General features: G+C 64.6%; 24 protein-coding genes and 1 pseudogene. 22 read left to right on the top strand and 3 right to left on the bottom strand.

Annotated features, from left to right (window positions below; all coding sequences use genetic code 11):
• Window positions 1-89 precede the first annotated feature (89 nt).
• Complete coding sequence (locus H570_RS0109885; RefSeq protein ID WP_027080593.1) at window positions 90-596, top strand: DUF1579 family protein; 507 nt, start codon at window positions 90-92, stop codon at window positions 594-596.
• A 156-nt stretch (window positions 597-752) separates the two neighbouring features.
• Window positions 753-1,424, top strand: a complete 672-nt coding sequence (locus H570_RS0109890; protein ID WP_027080594.1) for a hypothetical protein — start codon at window positions 753-755, stop codon at window positions 1,422-1,424.
• Between the two features lie 113 nt (window positions 1,425-1,537).
• Here H570_RS0109890 and H570_RS17145 read toward each other — a convergent pair.
• The 3 genes and pseudogenes from H570_RS17145 to H570_RS19210 form a co-directional block, all read right to left on the bottom strand.
• Window positions 1,538-2,970: pseudogene (locus H570_RS17145) on the bottom strand (aldehyde dehydrogenase family protein).
• A 254-nt stretch (window positions 2,971-3,224) separates the two neighbouring features.
• A complete protein-coding gene (xseA, locus tag H570_RS0109900) occupies window positions 3,225-4,562 on the bottom strand; it encodes an exodeoxyribonuclease VII large subunit (protein ID WP_027080595.1) in 1,338 nt (445 codons plus the stop codon).
• Window positions 4,563-4,650: 88 nt separating this feature from the next.
• Window positions 4,651-4,899 carry a hypothetical protein gene (locus H570_RS19210; protein WP_084500053.1) on the bottom strand — a complete coding sequence of 83 codons (249 nt, stop codon included), beginning with the start codon at window positions 4,897-4,899 and terminating at the stop codon, window positions 4,651-4,653.
• Window positions 4,900-4,933: 34 nt separating this feature from the next.
• Between H570_RS19210 and H570_RS0109910 the strand changes: the two genes are divergently transcribed.
• From H570_RS0109910 to H570_RS0110000, 20 genes are all read left to right on the top strand, one after another.
• Complete coding sequence (locus H570_RS0109910) at window positions 4,934-7,231, top strand: winged helix-turn-helix domain-containing tetratricopeptide repeat protein (protein WP_211219104.1); 2,298 nt, start codon at window positions 4,934-4,936, stop codon at window positions 7,229-7,231.
• Window positions 7,232-7,602: 371 nt separating this feature from the next.
• Entirely contained in the window at window positions 7,603-8,892 is a 1,290-nt protein-coding gene (gene ispG, locus H570_RS0109920) for a flavodoxin-dependent (E)-4-hydroxy-3-methylbut-2-enyl-diphosphate synthase (protein WP_084500059.1), read from the top strand.
• Between the two features lie 28 nt (window positions 8,893-8,920).
• Window positions 8,921-9,601 (top strand): phosphatase PAP2 family protein, encoded by a 681-nt coding sequence (locus tag H570_RS0109925; protein ID WP_027080600.1) that lies wholly within the window; start codon window positions 8,921-8,923, stop codon window positions 9,599-9,601.
• 139 nt (window positions 9,602-9,740) lie between these two features.
• The gene (locus H570_RS17150) at window positions 9,741-11,306 is read left to right on the top strand and encodes a type IV pilus assembly protein FimV (protein ID WP_051176286.1); all 1,566 of its coding nucleotides are present in this window, start codon (window positions 9,741-9,743) and stop codon (window positions 11,304-11,306) included.
• 46 nt (window positions 11,307-11,352) lie between these two features.
• The gene (locus tag H570_RS17155) at window positions 11,353-11,598 is read left to right on the top strand and encodes a hypothetical protein (RefSeq protein ID WP_051176290.1); all 246 of its coding nucleotides are present in this window, start codon (window positions 11,353-11,355) and stop codon (window positions 11,596-11,598) included.
• Window positions 11,599-11,640: 42 nt separating this feature from the next.
• Window positions 11,641-13,320 (top strand): type IV secretory system conjugative DNA transfer family protein, encoded by a 1,680-nt coding sequence (locus H570_RS0109940; RefSeq protein ID WP_084500065.1) that lies wholly within the window; start codon window positions 11,641-11,643, stop codon window positions 13,318-13,320.
• Window positions 13,321-13,373: 53 nt separating this feature from the next.
• On the top strand, window positions 13,374-13,730 hold the full coding sequence (locus H570_RS18930; RefSeq protein ID WP_156899940.1) for a hypothetical protein: 357 nt from the start codon (window positions 13,374-13,376) through the stop codon (window positions 13,728-13,730).
• Window positions 13,731-13,747: 17 nt separating this feature from the next.
• Window positions 13,748-14,155: a hypothetical protein gene (locus H570_RS17160; protein WP_051176291.1), complete on the top strand. Its 408-nt coding sequence runs from the start codon at window positions 13,748-13,750 to the stop codon at window positions 14,153-14,155.
• A 67-nt stretch (window positions 14,156-14,222) separates the two neighbouring features.
• The gene (locus H570_RS17165; RefSeq protein WP_051176293.1) at window positions 14,223-15,119 is read left to right on the top strand and encodes a VirB8 family type IV secretion system protein; all 897 of its coding nucleotides are present in this window, start codon (window positions 14,223-14,225) and stop codon (window positions 15,117-15,119) included.
• Window positions 15,116-15,871 carry a TrbG/VirB9 family P-type conjugative transfer protein gene (locus H570_RS0109955; RefSeq protein WP_027080602.1) on the top strand — a complete coding sequence of 252 codons (756 nt, stop codon included), beginning with the start codon at window positions 15,116-15,118 and terminating at the stop codon, window positions 15,869-15,871. Before H570_RS17165 ends, H570_RS0109955 begins: the two co-directional genes overlap by 4 nt.
• Window positions 15,868-17,103, top strand: a complete 1,236-nt coding sequence (locus H570_RS0109960; RefSeq protein WP_027080603.1) for a TrbI/VirB10 family protein — start codon at window positions 15,868-15,870, stop codon at window positions 17,101-17,103. The genes H570_RS0109955 and H570_RS0109960 overlap by 4 nt, the downstream gene beginning before the upstream one ends.
• A gap of 28 nt (window positions 17,104-17,131) precedes the next feature.
• Window positions 17,132-18,169, top strand: coding sequence for a P-type DNA transfer ATPase VirB11 (gene virB11 / locus H570_RS0109965; RefSeq protein ID WP_027080604.1), 1,038 nt, complete (start codon window positions 17,132-17,134; stop codon window positions 18,167-18,169).
• 200 nt (window positions 18,170-18,369) lie between these two features.
• Window positions 18,370-19,143, top strand: a complete 774-nt coding sequence (locus H570_RS18610) for a lytic transglycosylase domain-containing protein (protein WP_156899941.1) — start codon at window positions 18,370-18,372, stop codon at window positions 19,141-19,143.
• Window positions 19,144-19,217: 74 nt separating this feature from the next.
• Window positions 19,218-19,607, top strand: a complete 390-nt coding sequence (locus tag H570_RS0109975) for a TrbC/VirB2 family protein (RefSeq protein ID WP_027080606.1) — start codon at window positions 19,218-19,220, stop codon at window positions 19,605-19,607.
• Window positions 19,600-19,905, top strand: a complete 306-nt coding sequence (locus H570_RS0109980; protein ID WP_084500062.1) for a VirB3 family type IV secretion system protein — start codon at window positions 19,600-19,602, stop codon at window positions 19,903-19,905. The genes H570_RS0109975 and H570_RS0109980 overlap by 8 nt, the downstream gene beginning before the upstream one ends.
• Before the next feature lie 112 nt (window positions 19,906-20,017).
• Window positions 20,018-22,477 (top strand): VirB4 family type IV secretion/conjugal transfer ATPase, encoded by a 2,460-nt coding sequence (locus tag H570_RS0109985; RefSeq protein WP_027080608.1) that lies wholly within the window; start codon window positions 20,018-20,020, stop codon window positions 22,475-22,477.
• A 103-nt stretch (window positions 22,478-22,580) separates the two neighbouring features.
• Window positions 22,581-23,402, top strand: a complete 822-nt coding sequence (locus H570_RS18230) for a hypothetical protein (RefSeq protein WP_027080609.1) — start codon at window positions 22,581-22,583, stop codon at window positions 23,400-23,402.
• A gap of 97 nt (window positions 23,403-23,499) precedes the next feature.
• Complete coding sequence (locus H570_RS17175) at window positions 23,500-24,687, top strand: TrbL/VirB6 family protein (protein ID WP_051176295.1); 1,188 nt, start codon at window positions 23,500-23,502, stop codon at window positions 24,685-24,687.
• A gap of 1 nt (window position 24,688) precedes the next feature.
• Window positions 24,689-25,177 (top strand): DUF4189 domain-containing protein, encoded by a 489-nt coding sequence (locus H570_RS18615; RefSeq protein ID WP_169447761.1) that lies wholly within the window; start codon window positions 24,689-24,691, stop codon window positions 25,175-25,177.
• Between the two features lie 177 nt (window positions 25,178-25,354).
• On the top strand, window positions 25,355-25,547 hold a 193-nt coding region (locus H570_RS0110000), incomplete at its 3' end, for an IS3 family transposase (protein ID WP_027080572.1).

Here is a 25,547-nt window from a genome sequence, read left to right on the forward strand (position 1 = left end):
CGGGAATCTCCGTGGTGGTCGCGGCAGGCAAACGCACCGCCGCGCCGGACGGGGTTAAAGTGCCGCCGGACCAAGAACGGGAGCGCGGCATGGGCAAGGCGGAGCTGGAAGACTCGCTGCAGCGCGGCGGACACCGTCGGCTCGGGACGATGGCCGGCCAATGGCAGGGCACTACCCGGGTGTGGTTCAAGCCGGACGAGCCGCCGGTCATGGACGTCACCCAGGACGGCACGATCCGCGCGGCGCTGGGCGGGCGTTTCATGCTCCACGAGTACCGCTACGGCGAGGGCGAACAGGCCGGGGAGGGCGTGGCGCTCTACGGCCTGCACCTGGATGCGGGCGCGTTCGAAAGCGCCTGGGTGGACAGTTTCCACACCGGCTCCTCGATCCTGTTCTCCACCGCGGCGGCGGCCGGCGCCGATGCGCGCTTCGCCGTGCTTACCCACTACAGCGACGGAAAGGGCGGACCGGACTGGGGCTGGCGTACCGAGATCGACCAGCCGGATGCCGACACGCTGGTCATCACCATGTTCAACATCATCCCCGGCGTCGGCGAGGCGAAAGCGGTGGAGACGCGGTACCGGCGCATCGGCTAGGCCGCGCGGCTCGCGGTGGTTGCACCGCTTGTCGGAAAGCCATCGGTCACTGTGCCATCCCGGACTGTCGTGGCGGCCGGGAAAGGGGGAGAACGGTGCTGCCGGCGGCGATGCATCCCGCGTCCACCGACACCCCGTCCCCCCGCGAGGTGTGCCATGAGATCGATCCACTGCTTCTACCGCCGCAGCCTGTTCGCCGCGGTGGCTGCCGCGGCGATGGCGGCTGCCATGGCGCCCGCCGCCCGAGCAACCAGCGACGGCGGCGTCGACGTCCAGCGCTACCTTGTCTACGTGCCGTCGCGCTCGGCCGCGGTCGACCAGACGGCCAACATACGTGCGTTCGAGGACAACGGCTTCACCGTCGTCACGCTCGCCTACGCCGGCGAGGACGCGCTCACCCACGCCCGGCGCGTGCGCGACGAAGTGCGCGCGCTGATCGCCAGCGGCGTCGCGCCAGGCGCGATCACCGTGGTCGGCGCCGGCACCGGGTCGCCCGTGGCTGCGCTGGCCTCGGCGACGACCGGCAACCGCCACGTCAACTACGCGCTGCTCGGCAACTGCGACGACCGCCTGGCCGAGATGCCCGGCTTCCACATGAGCGGCCGCGTGCTGGGCCTGCGCGACGCGGACGACCACGCATCGCAGTCATGCCGACGGCTGTGGCGCGATGCGCCCCGGCTCGGCGAGCGGCGCGACATGGTGCTGCACACCGGCCACGGCGCAGCGCTGTTCGACGCACCGCGCACGCAGTGGCTGCAGCCGCTGTCCGACTGGAGCCGCAACGGCCGCGTGGCGGTCGGCGAGGTCAAGGTCGCCTCGGCGAAGTGAAGGCGCGCCGGCGCAGTGCAGCGCCGGCCACGCGCCGGCGGTGAAGCAAGGGATCGGTGGATCGGTGGCGCAGGGCGATGCCGCGCTGCGCGGCGTCGCCGACGGCGCCGGGATCACGCGGGATCGCGGATCACCAGCAGCCGCTGTTCGGTCATGTCCTCGATCGCGTAGCGCACGCCCTCGCGGCCGAGGCCGGAGTCCTTGATCCCGCCGTAGGGCATGCTGTCGACGCGGAAACTCGGCACGTCGCCGATCACCACGCCGCCGACCTCGAGCCGGTCCCACGCGCGCATCGCATGGGCCAGGCGGCCGGTGAACACGCCGGCCTGCAGGCCGAACTCGCTGTCGTTGACCCGTGCCAGCGCATCGTCGAAGTCGTCGAACGACTCCATGCCCGCCACCGGCCCGAAAACTTCCTTGCGGTACAGGTCGCTGTCATGCGGCACGTTCTCCAGCAGCGTCGCCGGCAGCATGTTGCCCTTGCGCGCGCCGCCGGCGAGCAGCTTCGCGCCGCCCTTCCTGGCCGCGTCGATCCACGACTCGATGCGCCGGGCCGCGGCCTCGTCGATCACCGGGCCGATGAAGGTTTTCTCTTCGCGCGGGTCGCCCATCCTCAGCTTCGCCACCGCCGCCTTGAGCTTGCGGCGCAGCGCCACGTAGACGTCGGCGTGGGCAAAGATGCGCTGCACGCCGATGCAGCTTTGCCCGGACTGGTAGTACGCGCCGAAGACGATGCGTTCGGCCACCGCGTCAAGGTCGAGCCCGGGTCGTCGTCGACGATGCACGCAGCGTTGCCGCCGAGTTCCAGCACCACCTTCTTCTTGCCGGCGCGCGCCTTGAGGTCCCAGCCGACCAGCCCGCCGGTAAAGCTGAGCAGCTTGATGCGCGCATCCTCGACCAGCAGGCCGGCATCGTCGTTGCTGCACGGCAGGATCGAGAACGCGCCCTTCGGCAGGTCGGTTTCGGCCAGCACCGCGCCGATGATCAGCGCGCCGACCGGCGTCTTGGCCGCAGGCTTGAGCACGAACGGGCAGCCGGCGGCGATCGCCGGCGCCACCTTGTGCGCCACCAGGTTGAGCGGGAAATTGAACGGGGTGATGAAGGCGCACGGCCCGACCGGCACGCGCTTGACCATGCCGCGATAGCCGCGCGTGCGCTTCGAGATCTCCATGTCGATCACCTCGCCGCCCAGCCGGGTGGCTTCGCCGGCGGCGATGCGGAAGGTGTCGATCAGGCGCGTGACCTCGCCGCGCGCGTCGCGGATGGGCTTGCCGGCTTCGATGCACAGGGCGAGCGCGAGTTCCTCGTGGCGCTCGGTGAAGCGCGCCACGCAGTGTTCGAGCACGTCGCGGCGCGCGTCGTGAGGGAACGCCGCCATCGCCGGCGCCGCCTTGTGCGCGGCGGCGATCGCCTTGCGCACCGTGGCCGCATCCGCGAACGCCACGCGCGTCGCGCGCTTTCCCGAGTACTTGTCGAACACCTCCAAGTCGGTGTTGGCAGCGACCGGCTTGCCGGCGAGGAAGTACGGGTAGGTCTTGTCGAGCATCGATGTCTCCTTTGCCGGCAGCATCCCGCGCCCTGCGTTAAAGCCCTGTAGGAGCGGCTTCAGCCGCGAGCTTCCGACCTGATCTCGTAGGAGCGTCGGAAGCCGCGATGCTTTCCCGGTAAAGCCATCGCGGCTTCCGCCGCTCCTACAGGTGCCGAGGATCGCGGCTCCCGTTGCTCCTACAGGTGCCGAGGATCGCGGCTTCCGCCGCTCCTGCAGGTACCGAGGCTCGCGGCTTCCGCCGCTTCCGCGGCTTACGAAGAACCTTCCACCCTCACGCGCAGCGTGCCGTCGGCCAGGCGCGCATCCAGCCGGTCGCCCGCTTGTGCATCGCCCGTGGCGCGCACCACGCGGCCGTCTTCGTGCTGGAGGATTGCGTAGCCGCGCGCCACCGTGGCCAGCGGGCTCACCGCTTCGAGCGAGCGCGCCAGTCCGCGCAGGCGAAGCGCGTCGCGCTGCAGGTGCCGCACGATCGCCGCCTGGGGTCGCGGCTGCAGCATCGCCAGGCGCTCGCGCAGCATCGCCAGCCGGCGGCCGGGCGCCATCGCGCGCAGCACGGCTTCGGCGTGGCGCAGGCGCGCTCGCCTGCGTTCTTCCTGCGCGCGGAAGGCGCTGGACAGCCGCTGCATCGCCACCTGCTGCCGCGCATGCAACTGCTGCAGGCGCGCCTGCGGGCGCATGGCGTTGAGCCGCAGCGCCGCGCGGTCGGCGCGCTGCATGGCGTCGCGCAGGCGGCGCAGGTGCTGGGACTGCAGGCGCTGCTGCAGCGTGCGCAGGCGCGCGGCGAGATCGCCGCGCTCGGGCACCAGCAGTTCGGCGGCCACCGAGGGCGTCGGCGCGCGCAGGTCCGCGGCGAAGTCGGCCAGGGTGAAGTCGGTTTCGTGGCCGACCGCCGACACGACCGGCACCCCGGACGCGGCGATTGCCCGCGCCAGCGCCTCGTCGTTGAATGCCCACAGGTCTTCCAGCGAGCCGCCGCCGCGGGTGAGCAGCAGCGCGTCGAAGCGGCCGCTGGCATCCGCCCGCTGCAGCATCGAGGTGATCTGCGCCGCGGCGGTCGCGCCCTGCACCGGCACCGGCAGCACTTCGACTTCCAGCAGCGGGAAGCGGCGCGCCAGCACGCTCAGCACGTCGCGCACCGCCGCGCCGGAGGGCGAGGTCAGCACGCCCAGCCGGCGCACCCAGGCGGGCAGGGGACGCTTGCGTTCGGCGTCGAACAGGCCCTCGGCCTGCAGCTTCGCCTTGAGCTGCTCGAACGCACGCCGCAGCGCGCCTTCGCCGGCTTCTTCCAGCGAATCGAGGATCAGCTGGTAGTCGCCGCGCGCCTCGTACAGCGTGAGCCGGCCGCGCGCGAGCACCCGCAGGCCGTCGCGCGGCTGGAAGTTCAGCCACTGGCTCTTGGGCTTGAACAGCGCGCAGCGCACCTGCGCGCGCGCGTCCTTGAGGGTGAGGTAGATGTGGCCCGACGCCGGGCGCGCCAGGTTGCCGATCTCGCCTTCGACCTGCACCAGCGGGAAGGCGTCCTCGAGCAGGCTGCGCGCCAGCGCGTTGAGCTGGCTCGGGGTCAGGACGTTGTCGGCGGGCGCGGGCATCGCGGCACCGTACCCCAGCCGGCCGGGCAAGTAAAAAAAAAGAAGCCGCGCCCGAAGGCGCGGCCATTGAGTGCACGCGGGATGATCTTCAGTTGATCGTGACGCGGTCGGCCAATGCCGAGCCGCACGCTTCCATACGGACGCTGCCGTCGACGTTCAGGACGTACGCGTGGACGTTGGCCGTCCAGGTCCTGCCGTCGGCTTGCAGGGTGATGTCGTTGTAGACGTCCTGCAGACCATCAAAGCTGCCGTCGGGCTTGAAGCGTGCGAACTGGAAGTGGTTCTTGTAGCGGCTCGCGCCTCGGGTGCCGCGACCGAGGTAGGTCCATACGCCCATGCCGGGCCCTCGCGAGGTTGGCTGGAAGGTGTTGGTGTCGCTGAGCGTGCCGCCGGCCATGAAGGTGTTGAGGCCGAGGAAGGTGTTGACCGGGCCGCCGGCGCACGGGCCGATCGAGACTTTCGCGTGCCAGAAGCCGACGATGCGGTTGGCGGGTACCGGCAGCAGTCCGCGGTCCAGTGGATTGGGTTCGGATGCGGCTGTCTGGCTCGAAGCCAGAACCAGCGCGGCGGCGAGTAGGGTGCAATGCAGTTTCACGGGATTCTCCGTTGGCGTGGTCCGTACCACGCCGCCACCATCCGCTGGCGATGGCCTGAAATTCCTGCAGAATCCGCTTAAGAATCCTGAAGGTTCCGGAAAGACGGCCATGGGGAACGCAGGGCAGCGCTTTGCATTCGCGGGGTACCGGCTGGATGTGTCGTTCCGCAGGCTGTGGGCACCGGACGGCAGCGCGCTGCCGCTTACGGGCAAGGCCTTCGACGTGCTGGTGCACCTGGTCCGGAACGCGGGCGACGTGGTCGACAAGGAAGACCTGCTGGCGGAGGTCTGGCGCGGCCGCGTGGTGGAGGAGAACAACCTGACCCAGGCGGTGTCGGCGCTGCGCCGCGCATTCGGCACCGGCGCGGGCGACCGGCGCTTCATCGTCACCGTATCGGGGCGCGGCTACAGCTTCGTGGCGCCGCTTGAGCCGGCGGAGGGCGCTGACTGGGATGTGCCGGGCGCGCCCGCGCACGCGCCTGCGGGCGCTGACGACCCTCCGGCCATCGCGACTGGCGAGTCCTTGCGTGGCACGCGCGGCTGGCGGCTGGTGTTGCTGCTCGTCCTGTTGGTGGGGGTGGTCGGGATCACTGCGCTGCGGCAGTGGCACCGGCCCGCCTTGCAGGAGGGGAGCGAGCCGCCCGCCACCCTGGCCGTGCTGCCGTTCCGGCAGATCGGCGCCGGCCCGGATGACGCCATGCTGGCGCTGGGGTTGGCGGATACTTTGATCACGCACCTGAGCCAGACCACCAACCTGCGCGTGCTGGCGCTGGCATCCACCCAGGCATCTGCCGGCGAGGCGTCCGATCCGCTGCGCGCGGGGATGGCGCTAGGGGCGGATTACGTGGTGGACGGGTCCACGCAGCGGGTGGGCAACGCAATCCGGGTCAACGCGCGCCTGATGTCGATGCCGGACGGGCGCACGGTGTGGGCGGGTACGTTCGACCAGGCGCCGGAGCGGATCTTCACCCTGCAAGATGCCATCGCCGAAGGCATGTCGTCGGTGATCTCGCTGAAGTACTCGAGCGCAGCGCGTCATGCCAGTGCCTGCGACGGTAGTGATGCGCACGCCTATCGCGACTACCTGAGCGGCCGGGACATGATGAACCATCCCGACCGCGACCACCTGGTCGCGGCCGTGGCCGCGTTCCGGCGCGCGATCGAGCGCGATCCGCGCTGCGCGCGGGCATGGGCCGGGATCGCTTTTGCCTACCGCGCCCAGGTGATGACCGCCGACGGCGACCCGCGCGTGCTGTTCCCCAAGGCCGAGGCCGCTGTGGCCAACGCGCTGGCGCTTGACCCCAACTCCGCCGAGGCCCATGCCTCGAAGGGCTTCATCGAGTACTGGTACGAATGGGATTGGGCGGCCGCGGAAGCGTCCTTCCGCCGCGCGATCACGCTGAACCCCAATTCGCCCGAGGCCTACCTGGGCATCGCCAACCTGCTTGGCGACACCGGCCGCAGTGATGAAGCCTTGCCCTACGCGCGCAAGGCGATTCTCCTCGACCCGATGTCGCCGATGGTCAACACGATCATGGCCAGCGTGCTGGCGACCCGCGACAACCAGGCGCAGACCCGCCAGCGCATCGACAGGGTGCTGGAGCTGAACCCCGACTTCTGGGTGGCGCTGATGCTGCGCGGTATGGACAAACTGCGCAGCGGCGACAAGGCCGCCGGCACGCGTGATCTTGCGCACGCGGACCGGGCGTGCGAAGGCTGCAGCCACGTACGCGCGGTGCAGGCCGCCGTGCGCGTCTGGAACGGCGACCGCGCCGGTGCCGAGGCCATCCTCGCCGAGCTGGAGCAGCGCGCGCGCGATGGTTACAGCCCGGCCACGCGGCGCGCGCTTGTCAACCTGGCGCTGGGCAATCGCGAGCGGGCGCTGGACCTGCTGGACGAAGGCTATCGCCAGCGCGATGCCAGCATGGCGTTCCTGATCGTCGACGGCCGCTGGCGCGTGCTCGACGACGAGCCGCGGTTCCGGGCGTTGCTTACCCAGCTCGACCTGCACCTGCCCGAGCAGAAGGCCGATGCCGGCGGCGTCGTGGATGAGGTCGCGGAGGGCGGCGCCTAGCCGTGGCCGCCAGTTTTCGGCGCGCCGCCGATCGGGGTCGTGCTGCCCTTCCGGATCTTGGGCGTTGGCGCTGGGCGAGCACGCGCGGGCGCTGGACCTGGCTGGAGCGGGCTTTCGTCGAACGGGACCCGTACATGTCGTTCCTGGTCGTCGACAAACGACTGCGCAGCTTGCACGAGCAGCGGCGCTTCGGGGCGCTGCGCGCAAGCGCATGCGCCTGCCGCCGCGCCCCCTGGGCGCGCGCGGCGGACCGCCCACGTGCGGCCCGGCACGTCCGTGCCCCGGGGCCGCGCGCAGGCGCTGCCGGCGTCGGCGGCACCATCGGGCGCTCCTGCCGCCGCCATGCGCTCCATACCGACTAAAATGGCGCCATGAACGCAGACCCTGTCGCCGGCCACGCCATCGTCCAGCCCCTGTCGGACTGGGCCTTCGGCCCGGCGCCGCGCCGCGCGACCCGCCAGGTGCGCATCGGCAACATCCTCGTCGGCGGCGACGCGCCGGTGGTGGTGCAGTCGATGACCAACACCGACACCGTCGATGTCGCCGGGACCGTGAAACAGGTGGCCGACCTCTGGCGCGCCGGCTCCGAACTGGTCCGCGTCACCGTCAACAACCCCGAGTCCGCCGCGGCGGTGCCGCGCATCGTCGAGAAGCTGGCGATGATGGGCATCGAGGTGCCGGTGATCGGCGACTTCCACTACAACGGCCACCAGCTGCTCGCGGGCGAGCCGGCCTGTGCGCAGGCGCTGGCCAAGTACCGCATCAATCCCGGCAACGTCGGCTTCGGCAAGAAGCGCGACACCCAGTTCGCGCAGCTGATCGAGTTCGCGCTGCAGTACGACAAGCCCGTGCGCATCGGCGCCAACTGGGGCTCGCTCGACCAGTCGCTCGCCGCGCAGCTGATGGACGAGAACGCGCAGCGGGCCGAACCGTGGGATGCCGGCCGCGTGCTGCGCGAGGCGCTGATCCGCTCGGCGCTGGATTCGGCCGCGCGCGCCGTGGATCTCGGCCTGCCCGCCGAACGCATCGTGCTCAGCTGCAAGGTCAGCGGCGTGCAGGAGCTGATCGCGGTGTACCGCGACCTCGCCCGGCGCAGCGACTTCGCCCTGCACCTGGGGCTCACCGAGGCCGGCATCGGCAGCAAGGGCATCGTGGCGTCGAGCGCCGCGCTCGCGGTGCTGATGCAGGAAGGCATCGGCGACACCATCCGCATCTCGCTCACGCCCGAGCCGGGCGCGCCGCGCACGCAGGAAGTAGTCGTCGCGCAGGAGCTGCTGCAGACCATGGGCCTGCGCGCGTTCACCCCGATGGTCACCGCCTGCCCCGGCTGCGGCCGCACCACATCCGAGTTCTTCCAGGAGTTGGCCAAGGTGGTGCAGGAGCACGTGCGCGCGAAGATGCCCGAGTGGAAGATCACCCATCCCGGCGCCGAGCACCTGACGCTGGCGGTGATGGGCTGCGTGGTCAACGGCCCCGGCGAGTCGCGCCACGCCGACATCGGCATCTCGCTGCCCGGCACCGGCGAAGCCCCGGCCGCGCCGGTGTTCATCGACGGCCAGAAGGCCGTGACCCTGCGCGGCGAACACATCGCGCACGAGTTCGTCGCCCTGATCGACGGCTACGTCGAGCGCCGCTACGGCCGTGCCGCCGAACCGGCCTGAGCCACGGATCGAACGCCCCTCGCGCGCGCTGCGCGAGGAGGCCCGCACCAGCGCCTCGCTGCTGCGCCGCCACGGCAGGCGGTTGCTGCTGCTGTTCGCCGGCGTGCTGCTGCCGCTGTGGGGATTCGTCGAGCTGGCCGATGAAGTCCGCGAAGCCGAGGGCTTCCCGTTCGACGAGCCGATCCTGCTGGCCGCCAACCACATCGCGCGCGGCGGCTTCGACCAGCTGTTCCTGCTGTTTTCCGCGCTTGGCTACGAGTACGGCGTGGTGCCGGTGGACATCGTCCTGGTGCTGGTGCTGGCCCTGCACCGCCACTATCGCGAGAGCGTGTTCGCGGCCTTCGCCACCGGCGGCTCGGCGCTGCTCAACCTCGCTGCCAAGCAGGCCTTCGCCCGCGACCGCCCCAGCCTGTGGCAATCGATCGCGCCGGAGCACAACTACAGCTTCCCCAGCGGCCACGCGATGGGCTCGATGACCTTGGCCGCCGTGGTCGTGCTGCTGGCCTGGCCCACCCGCTGGCGCTGGCCGGTGCTCGCGGCGATGGCGGTGTTCGTGCCGATGGTGGGCCTGTCGCGCGTGTACCTGGGCGTGCATTACCCGTCCGACATCCTCGCCGGCTGGGCGGCGGCGCTGGCGTGGACGGTGGGCGTGTATGTGCTGGTGTTCTGGCGGGAAGGGCGACCGTGGCGCGCTGGGTCATGGTCATGATTCGGAAATCGCTGGGCGAACGTCACCACCGTTGACATGAATGTGCGTGCGGTCACGCTGGCATGCTGTATCAGGCATTGATAACACCGACCCCGGACGCTTACAGTTCAGGCAAGGATGATTCAGGGGCGTGGCCGGGATGCTGCGAAAGCTGTCTTTACTCGCGTTCACCGCGCTGGCGGTGTCGCTGCCAGCCTCGGCGCTGGATGTCGATCGCATAGAACTTAAATCCGGGATCGGGCAGCCGTTGCTGGCCGAGATCCCGATTGTCTCCGCGGATTCGGCCGAACTTCGGCAACTGCAGGTGCGGCTGGCTTCGCCAGCGACATTCGCGCGCATCGGCCTCGAGCGACCGCATGGCTTGGTGGCCAGCCTGCGATTCCACGTGGCGAGCGACGCGCGTGGGCGGCCGGTCATCCGCGTCACCAGCGTGAAACCGGTCGAACAGGATTTCCTGACGTTCCTCGTCCAGGTGGACTGGGGTGACGGGCGCATGGTGCGCGAGTATTCCGTTGCCCTGTCGGCGCCCGATGCGATTGCCGCGCCGATGCCGCCATCCATCGGGCTGCCGATTCCCGCAATCGCCACGGCGGGTGCGATCGCGCGTGCGCCGGATCCGCAACCGATGGCGATTCCCGTGGCTGCAGACATCGCCGCCCATGTGCCGCAGGCGCGTGGAGCAGCAGCGCAACCGATTCCGCTGGCGGCACCGGCCGAGGGACCTTCATCCGCGCAGCCACCCAAAAGAATGACGAAACCGGCGCTGCCACCCCCAACGACACCGGTCAGCGCACCTTCGCGGCCACAGCGGGACGAGCAGCCGGCGCCGGGCGACTACGGCCCCGTGCGTGCCGGCGACACGCTGTCTCAGATCGCAGACGCCTACGTCGATGACCGGCACACACTGAACCAGGCAATGCTGGCCATGCTTCGCGTCAATCCAGGTGCGTTCATTGGCGGCAACATCAACCTTCTCCGGCGCGGCGAGATCCTGCGCGCACCATCGACGGCCGAGTTGTCCCGGTATGACCCCGCGCAGGCTGCCGCGATGGTCGACGAACAGATCCGCAACTGGCGCGACGGCAAGCCCGTTCCCCCGCAGCCCGCGGCGTTACCTGTGCTGCCAAGCCGACCGGCGAAGCCTGCGATGAAAACGGATGGGCAAGGTGTCGCCGCGGCGCGCCTCCAGATATCACCGGCTCCCGATGAGGTCGAACGCCTGGCGATGTCGCCATCGGGCGCCGTGCCCTCCGGAAGTCGGGACGGCCTCCGGATCGCTGCCGGGCGATCTGCCGGATCAAGCGCGAAGCACAGCGCGGAACTTCAGGAACTGCATGTCCGTGTCGCGGAGCTCGACCAGTTGAATCGTGACCAGCAGGCGCTGCTTGTCCTCAAGGATGCGGAGCTTGCCGCGAGATCGGCAAGTCGCTCCGCCTCGTGGCCCTGGTTGACTGCTGCATTCGCGGTGTTCCTTCCGCTGGCATGGTGGCTGGGGCGGCGTGGCAGGCAGGGCGGAGCGCAGGCCACAGGCGATTCCGGATGGCCCGGCATGGACGACGCCGGCGAAGAAGCCGAGAACGACAGCGGATATGTCGCCGATGACCACCGGCAACCAGGCGGCGCAGCGCACCCGGAATCATCCGTGCCCCGGTGGCATCCGGAAATGCCTGGGGCCGTGGAGTCCATCCACGGGCTTCGGGAATGAAGTGAATGGAGGGCGAGGGTGGCTTGATGGAACGAAGGAACGCGCGATGACCGAGCATGCACACCCGATCCTGACGATGGGTGGATACCAGCTTGTCGCATTGACGCAGGGTGACACCTACGACCCCGGCAAGGTCATCGCATTCGTGGTCACAACAATGTCGGGCGCGCGGCTGCATCACGAACGGACGCTCGAGGACGCAAGGTCGTGGATGGAACGACTGGTCGACGAGGAGGCCGCAACTCCGCGAAAGACCCGGCCGCGGCCGCGGAAAACACGGCTTCGGCGCTAGCGCCAGGATCGACGCCAACCAGGGAACATGGAATGCATCAGCATGCGGCTTGAAAAGAAGAAACTGGGTTTCGCCTTGTTCGTCACGGCGCTTGCACTGGCGGCCGGTGCCTATCTCTCCGGCTTCCTCGCGCTTCTTTTCCTCGAGCTCAATACCAATGCGGCCGGGCTTGGAACCTATTACGCCTACATCAAGGCGTTGGACCTGCCGCAAGTTGCGCCCTATGCCGGGCGAATCAGGATGGCCGGCTACATCGGGTTCGGCTTGCCGCTGCTTGCCTGTGCCGCGCTGCTGGTCCTGATTCTGAAGCCTTCGAAGCAGTCGCTCCATGGCAACGCGCGTTTCGCCAACTCTGGTGACCTGGCGAAGCACGGCATGTTCAGGGAGTCCGACACCGGGCTGATCGTCGGCAAGCACAATGGCAGCCTGCTGCGCCTGGGCGGACAGCAGTTCGTGATCCTCGCCGCACCGACCCGGTCGGGCAAGGGCGTCGGCATCGTCATTCCCAACCTGCTCGACTATCGCGAATCGATTGTCGCGCTGGACATCAAGCAGGAGAACTTCGAACTGACCAGCGGCTGGCGGGCGAGCCAGGGCCAGGAGGTCTTCCTGTTCAACCCGTTCGCCGAGGATCGACGAACGCATCGCTGGAATCCGCTGACCTATGTCTCCAATGACCCCGCCTTCCGCATTTCAGACCTGATGAGCATTGCCGCGATGCTGTATCCGGACGGCGCCGACGAGCAGAAGTTCTGGGTAAGCCAGGCCAGGAATGCGTTCATGGCGTTCTCCCTGTACCTGTTCGAGAACTGGGAGGACATGAAGCAATCCGGCTTCCCCAGCCAGCATTGCGTGCCGACGCTTGGCGCGGTCTATCGCCTGTCATCCGGCGATGGCTCCGAACTGAAAACCTATCTCCAGGCCTTGTCGAAGAAGGATTTCCTCAGCGCCAACGCACGAGGCGCGTTTGCCAACCTGCTGTCGCAGGCGGAGGAAACGTTTGCCTCGATCATGGGGACGTTCAAGGAGCCGCTGAATGCCTGGATCAACCCGGTGCTCGACGCAGCAACGAGCCAGAACGACTTCCTGCTGACGGACCTGCGCAGGAAGAAGATGACGATCTACATCGGCATCCAGCCCAACAAGCTCGCTGAAAGCCGGTTGATCGTGAATCTCTTCTTCAGCCAGGTTATCAATCTCAACACGCGGGAGCTGCCACAGGCCAATCCCGAGCTCAGGTATCAATGCCTGCTGCTGATGGACGAGTTCACGTCGATCGGGAAGGTGGACATCATCGCTTCCGCGGTTGCCTACATGGCGGGCTACAACGTCCGCCTGCTTCCGATCATCCAGAGCATGGCGCAACTCGACGCCACCTACGGGAAGGATGTCGCGCGCAGCATCATCACCAACCACGCGCTGCAGATCATCTATGCACCCCGGGAGCAGCAGGACGCCAACGATTACTCGGAAATGCTCGGTTACACGACGGTGCGCAAGCACAACCTCACGCGCGGGCGGGATTTCTCGCGCAATGAATCGGAAGAACGTCGTGCCCTGATGCTGCCCCAGGAGCTCAAGGCGATGGGATTCGACAAGGAGGTATTCCTCTACGAGGGAATTCCTCACCCGGTGATGTGCGACAAGATCAAGTACTACCAGGATCGCCATTTCACCAGGCGCCTGTTACCGAAGATAGATGTGCCGCAGATCAAACTTTAGCGTTTTGGTTCCGGGGAATCGGGTGCGATGGATGGTTTTCCACAGAAAGGCGCTTGACCGGCATTTACATTCCAGATAGTTTTTGTTCATGCATGATCGTGCTTGTGACGACGGTCATTATTGGGGACGCAACGGAAGCGGATGGTGATGAGGACAGGCAAGTCCGCCCACAGGGGGACGCGGTTCCGGCGATTCTTGCGTGCGTGCCGATCCGGGTGGATTGGCGCCGGGGCTCTGTCATCTGCATCGAGTGCGAGCGCCGAACGGATCTGCGCGCAGCCTCACTCGATCTCATTCGAATCCAAGACGGCCGTAGCGGTTCCGCTGCCGGTCACCTGCCGGCTTGCCTGCGCACAGCACGCAACAGCGCTGTTGCTCGTTTTCGAACCATTCTGACGGGTGAAGCGTGAAATCCAGACTCGGTCCCATGTTGCCGCTCCTGTTGTTCGCCCTGTCCCTGGCAGGCTGCGTGACCCACGCGCCTGACATCAATGGCCGTTGGCGTCCGGTGAATCATTTTGCGGAGGCGCCACAGTCCATTCCGCTCTATCAGGACTACGTGTTCTATCCGTCGCCGATGGACCGGACGCTGAAGTCGATGCTGACGCGCTGGGCGAAGGATTCGAAGCGGACGCTGTCATACCTGCATTCGTCCGATTTCACCTTGTACCGCGACGTCGCAGATATCCGGACGACGAACCTCGAGGACGCTGTTTCACGCCTCAACTCCGCCTACTCCGCGGAAGGTGTCTCGATCACGAGCGACGATCGTCAAATCGTCGTCAGGTTGCGCACGGGCGGCGACGGCGTCGGTGGCGGCGCTGACACTCCATGAGCGTGCCAGTGAACCGTGAGCCGGATTGCCGCATGAGTTCCCGCGACATTCTCATTTCGAGCATTTCATGAAGCTCAGCAAAAAAACAGCAACGCCGAACATCGACAACATTGTCTCGAGGTCCGTCAACTTCGAGGTGACTGTTGCCGATCTGGCGCGCAGGAGCGAGCGTCGAGCGTGGTGGGTTGCGTTCAGCGCGATCCTGATGGCGTTGATCCTGGCCTGCGGCTACTTCCTGATGCTGCCGCTGAAGGAGAAGGTGCCCTACCTGGTGATGGCGGATGCCTATACCGGGACCAGCACCGTGGCGCGACTGCGCGGCGATTTCGCCAGCAACCAGATCACCGCGCAGGAGGCGATCAACCGCAGCAACGTGTCGCACTACGTGCTGGCCCGCGAATCCTACGACAGCGTGCTGTTGGGTTTGCGCGACTGGGTCACCGTGTACGCGATGTCCGCCGGCAACATTGCAGGCGAGTACCGCGCCCAGTTCTCCGCGGATAATCCGATGAACCCACGCAAGCTCTACGGGACGAGTCAGGCGGTTCGCGTGAAGATCTCCAGCATCGTCCTGACCAAGGACGGCAGCGGCGCCCCGCGCGGGGCCACCGTTCGCATCGAACGCCGTGTCGTGAACAAGGGCAATGGCAGCTCCAATGCGCTGGACAACAAGATCATCACGATGCTGTTTTCCTACAAGAACAACCTGAAGATGGATGACCGCTATCGCATCGAGAACCCGCTCGGATTCCAGGTGACCGGTTACCGGGTCGATAACGACTATTCCACGGCCTCGCCGATCCAGCCGCTGAGCTCCTCGATGGATGTCGATCCCACGGTTGCGATGCCGGCAGCAGAAGTCTTCCAGCCGGAGGACGCTGCTCCGCCGGCGCCGGAGTATGGCGATGGAACCGCCACCAGCGACGCGCACACGAACAGCACCAACGGAGCCGCTACCCGATGAACCGCGAGACTTTCCGCGGCTTCGCCGCCATCGCCTGCCTGGCGACCTCGGCCCTGGCGCTCACCGCCAAGGCTCAGGCGATCCAGGAGTACGTGTACGAGCCGGACAAGATCTATACGGTGCGCACCGGTCTCGGGATCACGACCCAGATCGAGCTGAGCCCCAACGAGAAGATCATCGACTACAGCACGGGCTTCAGCAGCGGCTGGGAGCTCAACAGGCGCGAGAACGTGTTCTACCTGAAGCCCAGGAACGTGGACGTGGACACCAACATGATGGTTCGCACCGCGACCCATTCCTACATCTTCGAACTCAAGGTCGTGGCCACCGACTGGCAGGCGCTGGAACAGGCCAAGCGGGATGGCGTCCAGTACAAGATCACCTTCAAGTATCCGGGCAACACCGAGTTCGTTGCCGAGGCGGACACCGCGCCGGAACTTGATACTGCGCTGGCAAGCGATCGTGTCTACAACTTCAATTACGACTATTCCGCACGCAAGAAAAGCGCATGGCTCGTTCCGGTGAACGTCTACGACGACGGGCAGTTCACCTACATCCGGATGAGCGACCTGCGGAACATCCCGACCGGGAACTTCCCGGCGGTCTTTGCCAGGGAACGCGAGAGTGGCGACGATTACGTCGTGAACACCACGGTCGAGAACGACACGATCGTGGTGCACGGAACCTATCGTTACCTTGTGATCCGTTACGGCAAGCAGGTTGTCGGCCTGAGAAGGAACACAGAACAGTGAGCCAGAACACTCCTCCCGGACAGAATGATCCCCACGGCCAGTCGGCGCAGGACTCCCGCGGTACGGGTCAGTTCGGCGAAGGGGCGAATCCGTACTTCGCCGGCCATCAGGAGCAAGGCGCTCCCGACCTGGATGCGAACGCGCCGTTCCTGCGCTCGAACGAAGACCAGAGGTTGAACCGCAAGGCGCTTGGCTTTCTCGCGGGCATCATCCTGCTGCTGGTGGTGGCGGCGATTTTCATCTACAGGAGTGCGACTTCCGGCGAGGAAGAAGAGCGGCGGCCGGTCGAAGAGCAGGTCGTGATTCCCGAACTGCCGCGCGAACTGCCGCAGCCGACCCCACCCATCGAGCTCGCCCGGACTCCCGAACGCGAGGAACCCGAGTTGCCACCACTGCCGATGGGCGACAGCTCGCGAATGCCGCAGCCGGGGCCGGGCGACCTTGCGCAGCAGCCCAGGCAATCAACGCTGATGGAGCGCAGGATGGCCAGCACCGCCGGGGCACAGCAGCAGGAATCTGGCGCCGAATCCCAGGCGCAGGATCCTTTCGTCCAGGCCATGCTGCAGGCCAACGGTCTGGCGCCTGCGAAGGCCGAATCCAAGCCTTCCAACGAGAAAGGTACGGCGCAATTCCTGAACAACCCCGACGCGCTTCTCGTCAGGGGGACATACATCCGCTGCGTGCTTGCGATGCGCATCGTGACGGACATTCCCGGGTTCACCTCGTGCGTGGTGGCCGAGCCGGTCTACTCGTTCAATGGCCGCAGGACGCTCGTTCCCAAGGGGTCCAGGATCCTGGGGCGGTATGACACGGATGCTACCGGCCCGCGCGTGGCCGTGATCTGGGACCGCATCACCACACCGACGGGGATCGATATCAACATGGTCAGTCCCGGTGTCGATGGCCTCGGCGGTGCGGGGCATCCTGGCGACTACAGCGCGCACTGGCCCAGCCGGATTGCCTCGGCTCTTCTGATCAGCCTGATCAGCGACGGGTTCAAGTACGCCGGCGAGAAGAACGGCCCCAGGACCACCGCCTATTACGGCAATGGCGCGGTGGTCGAGCAACCGTTCGAGAGCAACACGGCGCGGGCGATGCAGCGACTCGCCGACCAGGCGGTCGAACGCAGTGCCAGCCGACCCGCGACGGTCACGGTCAACCAGGGCACCGTGCTGAACGTATACGTCGCCCAGGACATCGACTTCACGGGAGTGCTGCCTCGCGTCAATTGACGCGGGCAGTCATTACACGGAGCCGGGCATGGACGCCGACAACACTCCCCTGGCCAGGATTTCCAACGACTTCCTGGATTACCAGTACGAAGTCCTCGGCATCCTGGGATACATGGCGTCTCCGGACGTCACCGAGATATGCATCAATCGCCCCGGTGAAGTGTACCTCGAGGGTGCGGGCGGCTGGAGCCGCGTCGAAGTCCCGAACCTCACGTTCGAACGGGCGCGCCAGTTCTGCACGGCCGTGGTGAACGAGAGCAATACAGGGCAGCGCATCACCGACGCCGATCCCGTAGTGTCGCTGACGTTCCCGACGGGGCAACGAGCGCAGTTCGTGATTCCGCCGGCGTGCGACGCGGGCAAGGTGTCGATCACCATCCGGTTGCCGTCGAAGCAGACAAGAACCCTGCAGCAGTACCAGCAGGATGGCTTCTTCGACGAAATTCTCGATGCCACCGACGAACTGAGCGACCACGATCGCGAGCTGCTGGAGCTGCGACGAAGCAGCCAGTTTGCCGAGTTCTTCAGGAAGGCGGTCCACTACCGCAAGAATATCGTCGTATCCGGCGCGACCGGCAGCGGCAAGACCACGTTCATGAAATCGCTGGTGAACCACATCGCCGACGACGAGCGCCTGGTGACCATCGAGGATGCCCGTGAACTTTTCATCACCCAGCCCAACGTGGTGCACCTGCTGTACTCCAAGGGCGGCCAGAGCGCGAGCAATGTCACGGCCAAGAGCTGCATGGAGGCCTGCCTGCGAATGAAGCCCGACCGCATCATCCTGGCGGAACTGCGTGGCGACGAATCCTTCTACTTCATCCGCAACTGCGCGTCCGGACATCCCGGCTCGATCACGAGCTGCCATTCCGGCAGCACCGCGCAGACATGGGACCAGCTCGCGCTGATGGTGAAAGCCTCTGCAGAGGGAGCGGGGCTGGAGTTCTCGGTCATCAAGCGTCTTCTGATGATGACCATCGACATCCTCGTCCACATCAAGGCGCATGGCGGACGCCGCTACATCACGGGAATCGATTTCAATCCGCAGCGGGGGATCTCGGAATGATTGTGCTGCGCGTTTGCATGTCTGCTGGACTGTCCGCAATCATCCGGAAGAGGGAGTCCGGCGACGATCCGACAGCGATTAGCCGCGTGGTGTTACTCGAGTACTGTGGGCGACGTCTCATAATGATGTCTGGCACGTGCCATGGCAGGCACGTAGTATTCAAGTCGGCTGAAGGATAAGGGGCGGCTGTGTTCCCGGGAATGGAACTCATGGGATGCCAGGATCTGGCAGTGCCTGCAGAAGTCATGCAGCACGTGGTTCGGGTTGAATCTTCATTCAATCCGTACGCGATCGGTGTGGTCGGCGGACGACTGGTACGCCAGCCCAAAACCCTGCCCGAAGCGTTGGCAACCGTCCGGATGCTCGAGCAGCGCGGGTACAACTTTTCCGTTGGCCTGGCGCAGGTCAACCGGAAAAACCTCGGCAAGTACGGCCTCGACTCCTACGAGAAGGCATTCCAGGCGTGCCCCAACCTGCAGGCCGGCGCGCGCATTCTAGCCGAATGCTATTCGCGTTCGAACGAGAGTTGGCCGAAATCCTTTAGTTGCTACTACTCCGGGGATTTCACCACCGGGTTCCGGCACGGTTACGTGCAGAAGATCTATGCGTCGATTCGCATGGCGGATTCCAGGTCGTCGGACCAGAACCTGGCCATTGATGTTGTCGACCGGAGAACGGCCGGCGCCCGGGGGCGCGCGGACTCTCCAAGCCGAATCGGGGAGCGAGGGGATGTAGAGCGGCATGCTCCAACCTGGCCCACCGATGAGCGGATTCACGATGCCGCCCCAGGAGCAGCCTTGCGCCCATCGCCAGGTATCCCCGCGCGCGTTTCACTCGTCGGGCCGGTTGCCAGTGAGGCCAGGGAGAGTCGCCCGGCAACGGCCCCGACCATCGTCGCGGCATTGCCACCGGGGACTGGTGCTGCAATCGCGGGGCGCGAGCAGGACAGTATCGATACGGCCTTTGTTTTCTAGCAGTGCCGCACGGTCGTGCGGAGTTCGCAAGCTTTCCACACCACCCAACTGAGGGACCAGCAATGAAAAACTCCATGAAGCAGAGCAACTTCGTCAACAAGGCCGGAGCGGCGTGGTCGGATGCCCAGAAGGCGATAATCGTCGCGTTGTTCGCGCTGATGCCGGCGTCGGCCTGGGCACAGGATGCGATCGGCGAGAACGGGGCGGTCTGCAAGTTCTTCTCGAACATCAACAACATCCTGAACATCGCGTCGATCGCGGTCGTCACCATCGCGGTGATCTTTGCCGGTTACCAGATCGCGTTCGCCCACAAGCGGATTTCCGACGTCGCTCCGGTACTGATCGGTGGCTTGCTGATCGGTGGTGCTGCCCAGTTCGCCAAGATGCTCATGCCCAACCAGAGTGACCAGTGCCTGGGCGACATGGCGATGCTGATCCAGTCCCTGCAGCCGATCTATGCATAAGAACGTCCTGTTCAGGGGTTGCACGCGCCCGGCCATGATCATGGGCGTGCCCTACGTTCCCTTCGCCTTCGGCGCGGGCGGGTGCTTCCTCCTGGCGGTGTACGTGAACTTCTTCTGCCTGCTGTTGCTGCCTGCCGTCATCTTCGTGATGCGGCAGATGGCGCGCAGGGACGAAATGATCTTCCGGCTGCTCGGCCTCAGGTGGCAACTCAAGCTGCGGACGCGCAACCGGGCACTGCATGACGGGATGTGGGTGTTCTCGCCCAATCTTTACCGAGGCAAGCCGGCCGGCAAATGACACACGCGGCATGACGACGCCTGCCGATCGATTAGATCGGCAGGCCCTCCGGCAACGGATGCATGCCAGGCGAATCCAGGGCAACACGAAGAACCAAGGCAACAGCTACCTGATGTTCAAGCCAGATACCACCATCGAAGAGTTCATTCCCTTCTCGGCCCATGTCGCTCCGACAGTGGTCAAGACGGCGGGTGGTGATTACCTGATGGTTTGGCATCTTGGCGGTCTGCCATTCGTCGGTCGCGAGGAATGGGAGATCGAGCATCGCCACAACACATTCAATCGCCTGTTGCAGACGTTGCGCGCCCCGGATTTCGTCAATGTCGCGTTCTGGGTGCACGACATCCGGAGAAAACGCAAGATCCGCGATCGCAGCCGGTTCGAGCAGGCATTCAACCAGGCAATGTCCGACGCCTACTTCGAAGCGCTGTCATCCCGGAAGATCATGCAGAACGAGTTGTACCTGACCATGCTGTACAGGCCCGTTGTATCGGGCAAGCGGTTCGTGGAGAAGTCCGCCGACACAGCTTTGCTGCAGTCGCAGCAGGACCAGGCCATTGCCAAGCTGCAGGAGCTGGCAAGCAACCTCGAGGCGGTGCTGAAGGAGTACGCGCCCACCCGCCTCGGGATGTACGAGGCCCCCAACGGCATCGTGTTCTCCGAAGTCCTGGAGCATTTCGGCTATGTCCTGAACCGTGTCGACGAACCGGTTCCGGTGCTCAAGGCGCCCATCGGCAGGTACCTGCCGGTCAGCCGGCTGATGTTCTCGGACAAGACCGGGGACTTCATCATCAACACGCCGGTGGGCGCGAACCACTTCGGCGCGATTCTCAACATCAAGGAATACTCGGACACGACACACCCGGGCATCATGAACGGGTTGAAATACCTCGACTTCGAGTACGTCATCACCCATTCCTTCAGCCCCATGGGGCGACAGGACGCGCTGAAGGTGCTGGATCGCACCAAGGGCATGATGATCTCGTCGGGCGACAAGGCGGTCAGTCAGATCATCGAACTCGACCAGGCGATGGACCAGCTTGCATCGGGCAATTTCGTCCTGGGCGAGTATCACTTCATCCTGACCCTCTATGCCGACAGCCAGGACAGGCTTTCGCAGAACATCGCGACCGCGCGCGCCGAACTGTCGAATGCCGGTTTCGTGTCGGCCAAGGAAGACCTGGCCGTGGTGTCGTCGTTCTATTCCCAGTTTCCGGGGAACTGGAAGTACCGCACGCGCCTGGCGAACGTGAGCTCGCTCAACTTCCTCGGCCTGTCGCCCCTGCACAACTTTGCGACGGGCAAGAAGGAGAACAACCCTTGGGGTGATTGCGTCACGACGTTGCAGACGACGAACGGACAACCGTACTACTTCAATTTCCACGCAACTCACCCGGGCGAGAACTCCTTCGGCGAGAAGGCGATCGCGAACACCATGGTCATTGGCAAGTCCGGTACCGGCAAGACGGCCTTGATCAACTTCCTGCTGAGCCAGGTACAGAAGCTCCAGCCCTCGCCGACGATCTTCTTCTTCGACAAGGATCGCGGTGCGGAGATCTTCGTCAGGGCCTGCGGGGGCAACTACCTGGCGCTCGAGAATGGCCGATCAACCGGATTCAATCCGTTCCAGTGCGAACGCAATGCGGCCAACGTGCAGTTCCTCGCCGATCTCGCCAAGGTGCTGGCCGCGAAAAGTGTCTACACGGCGCGCGACGAGGAAGACATCTACCGCGCGGTCGAGAACATGCTCGACACGCCCATGCACCTGCGCAGCATGACGAACTTCCAGAAGAGCCTGCCCAACATGGGCGATGACGGTCTCTTCGCGCGGATGCGCAAGTGGACCGCCGGGAACTCGCTGGGCTGGGTGTTCGACAATCCGGTCGACACCATCGATCTGCAGAAGGCCAACATCATCGGCTTCGACTACACGGACATCATCGACAATCCCGAGGTCCGGATTCCGGTCATCAACTACCTGCTGCATCGCCTCGAGGAACTGATCGACGGGCGCCCGCTGATCTACGTCATGGACGAGTTCTGGAAGATCCTCGACGGCAGCGGCGGCCTCAAGGAATTCGCCAAGAACAAGCAGAAGACGATCCGCAAGCAGAACGGGCTTGGAATCTTCGCCACGCAAAGCCCCGAAGATGCATTGCAGAGCGATATCTCAGCCGCACTGATCGAGCAGACTGCAACGCTCGTGCTGCTGCCGAACCCGAACGCAAGCCGCGAGGACTACGTCGAAGGACTGAAGCTCACCGATGCCGAGTACCAGGTTGTCAAGAGCCTGGACGAACGGTCGCGCTGCTTCCTGGTCAAGCAGGGCCACGCGTCCAGCGTATGCCAGCTCAATCTGCGTGGAATGGATGATGCCTTGGCCGTCATTTCTGCTTCCACGGACAACATCGAGATCATGCACAACGTGCTGGAAGAGAACGCCGGTGAGCTTGGCATGAATGCCGACGAGCTGAAGCCGGAGCAGTGGCTCGAGACGTTCTATTCAATGCGCAAAGGGTCTGGAAGGAGTCAAGTAGCCGGGGAAACTCGTCTTGCGGAAGCGAGCGGCTGATCGGGATTGTTGTGAGAACAACGTAGGGCGGATCCTGTGCGGTATCTGTGCATCAGCATCCGAATGGATTGAACCTTCATCATGGAGTCAGGAGATCTGCGCGATGGACATCAAGAAGATTGCACCCGTCAATGGCAAATCCACAGGGTCCGCGAAAGCGGGGAGGAAGGCCGCGTTGCTGGCAGCGCTTCTGGCGGCTGTCCTTCCCGTCGGGAGTGCCAACGCATTCGTTTTCCATGACGTCGTTCATACCATCCAGAACATCTTCACCCAGCTGTGGGCCGAGGCGAAGGATGCCGCCCAATACAGCTGGGACAAAGCGGAGCAGGCCCGCCACCTTGCACAGATGGTGAAGGAGTACGAGGCTAAGCTGAGTTCCATGGCGAATTTCATGGACGCTTCCATGAAGATGGGCGCAGGCTTCAAGGAGCGATCGACTGCCGACATCGCGAGAATCACAAGGGAGCGGTGTCCGGGCGCGTCGGACACGCCCAGTCTTTCGAGTCTGTGGAAGCCATTCATACCCGACATGTCCGGCGACATTGCGGAACAGCAGCTCGAGATCTGCATGCGGATTGTGTTGGCCGAGAGCGAGCGTTACAACGAACAAGTACGAATGCTCGAGCGGATCATGGAGGAAAGCGGCAAGCTTGAAAGGCTCGCCAGGGCGCGCGAAGCGATGGGTGCCGGCGCTACCTCCGGGGAAATCACAAGCAACAGCAACGACATCGAACGATTCGTTGCCCGTGGTTCGATGGACATGCAGTACACCCAAACCGTGTTGGTTGCTTATGACGGATACATCGCGTCGCTCCGGAAGGACCAACAGTATCTTGCCCAGAAGGCGATGCGCGGTGAGAACCGCGTGTTCGGCTCTGTGGTGCAAGGCGCGGTCCTGAAGGCCGCGCTGAAGATACAGGAGTAGCGCGTGGCTGTGGGCGCTGCCAGGTTCCGAGCCGAGCATGGTTGGAACAGCGGCTGGTGCAGATTCCGATGACGAACGGTTATAGGAAGTGGAAGCAATGGAACTGATCAGCGGAGTGCTTGATGCCGGTTGGCTGGGGTGGCTCCAGTATCCCATCGCCCTGTTTGAGGATACGACCAACATCGTCTTCTTCAAGCTCGTCAATGATTTTCTGCAGCATGAGATCGATCAGTTCGGAATCGAGCTGTTGGGGCGAACGCTGCGCTGGATCGGGCTGGTTGCGCTGTCGGCAATGACGATATGGATCATGCTGCAAGGCTGGCGGATCGTAACAGGGCGATCGCGGGATTCGCTGATGGCGCTGGTCAGCGATTCCCTGCGGGCAACGCTGATTGTCGGCATTGCTACCGGCATGACGTTCGGCGGTCCGCGGATCTTCGAGTTCCTCAGCAACGATGTGAACGCGGCAATCACTGCTGTCGTGACCGGCCGGGACACCGATGCCTACGACGACATCGACCGGAGCCTCGCCTATATGCAGGTTGCGCTTTCGAGCATCGACTCGATCGACGTCGGTGAAAGCGAGATCGTGAACGAGGCAAAGAATCGCAATCTCTGGTTTACGGGAATCGGCATTGCAGGCCCTGCGATCACGGGTGGTGCGATGCTGCTGCTCAACAAGGTGGCGATGGCACTGTTTATTGGCCTGGGGCCCATGTTCATCCTCTGCCTGCTGTTTGAGCAGACCAAGCAGTTGTTCAGTAAATGGCTGTTCTATGGCATCGGAACGATGTTCTCGCTGGCGCTGTTGAGCGTCATGGTCGCTATTGCTTTGAAGATGGTGCTGGCAGTGTCCGCTGCATTCTGGGTGGGGAAATTCACCGGCGCGAGTACGGAAGGCGTCAACAGCATGGCGTTGCAACAAGGTGGCCTGGGGCTGATTCTGACGGCCTTGATCGTGACGGCTCCGCCGATGGCTGCGGCCTTTTTCCAAGGCATGCTGGGTGCGTTCACTCCCTATACCGCCTTCAGCAGCGATGGTGGCGCTCGTGCCTCGCGAGACGGTCGTTGGGGTGGAGGCAACAGCTATCCACCGGGGCATGGGGGGAACCCGGGTGGCGTGCAGCCAGGGTCGCAAGCACGTCTTGATAGCGATCCTCTCGCCGGTACACGTGTCGGTTCCAGCTACGCATCAGATCGCGGTGGTCGTATTGCGAGCAGAGCTGATTCATCACCGCATCAGCAGGCGGTACCTAAGAAGGAGTTCAAGTTTCCGGAGACGTGAGATGAAGGCTGAATTGCTAGTTGCTACGATGCTGTTAATGACATCTGCTGCCGCCGGAGCGCAGACGGCTTGCCCGCAGGGTGTAGCGGCTGGCGGTGCGCAGTGTGGTCCTTCTTCTCTGGTTGATTCCAGTGATTTATCCAGAGATATGCCGCCTGAGCCTCAAGCTGTATGGGTAGATAGTTGGGGTGCAATAGCTAGCGACGCTAAAGGCGTGTTCGGTATCGTCACCGACTTGAGAAGTAAGCGATTGGCTAAAGCTGCTGCTGTTGACGAATGTCGCAAACGAGGTGGGACATGCAGTGTGAGCTTGGTCTTTAAGAACCAATGTGCTGCTGTGGGGTCGAGCACTCAAAGTTCATTTGCATCTGGTGCGCCGACTATTGAAGAAGCAACAGCTAGAGCGATGAAGCGTTGTGAGGATGCAAATGGCAGGGGGAATTGCTGGGTCTATTATTCCGGGTGTAGCCATGCTTGGCGGATTCAGTAGGAGTATTCCCTTACTGATCTGATCAGTATCGGCGAGAGCGAGATAGCAAGTGAGAATGAAAGTCGTAGTTTCTGGTTCAGCAGCATCAGTATGGCGGTCCTGCGATGACTGACAGTGGACTGCTGCCGGTTTCACAGACACCTGGTTTAGGTGTGATGATGAAACCGGAGGTGGCAAATGGCAAAGCGGACCTTTACCCGAGAGTTCAAGGTTGAGGCGGTCAAGCTGGTGCGGGAGCGGGGAACATCGGTGGCGCAAGCCTCCCGGGACTTGGGGATCCATCTGAATGTGCTGCGCAAGTGGCTCAAGGATTACGACCAGGACCCGCAGCAGGCTTTCCCGGGCCAAGGGCAGATGAAGCCCGAACAGG

Origin of the sequence: Luteimonas mephitis DSM 12574 (assembly GCF_000422305.1) — a bacterium.
Classification (GTDB): Bacteria; Pseudomonadota; Gammaproteobacteria; order Xanthomonadales; family Xanthomonadaceae; genus Luteimonas; species Luteimonas mephitis.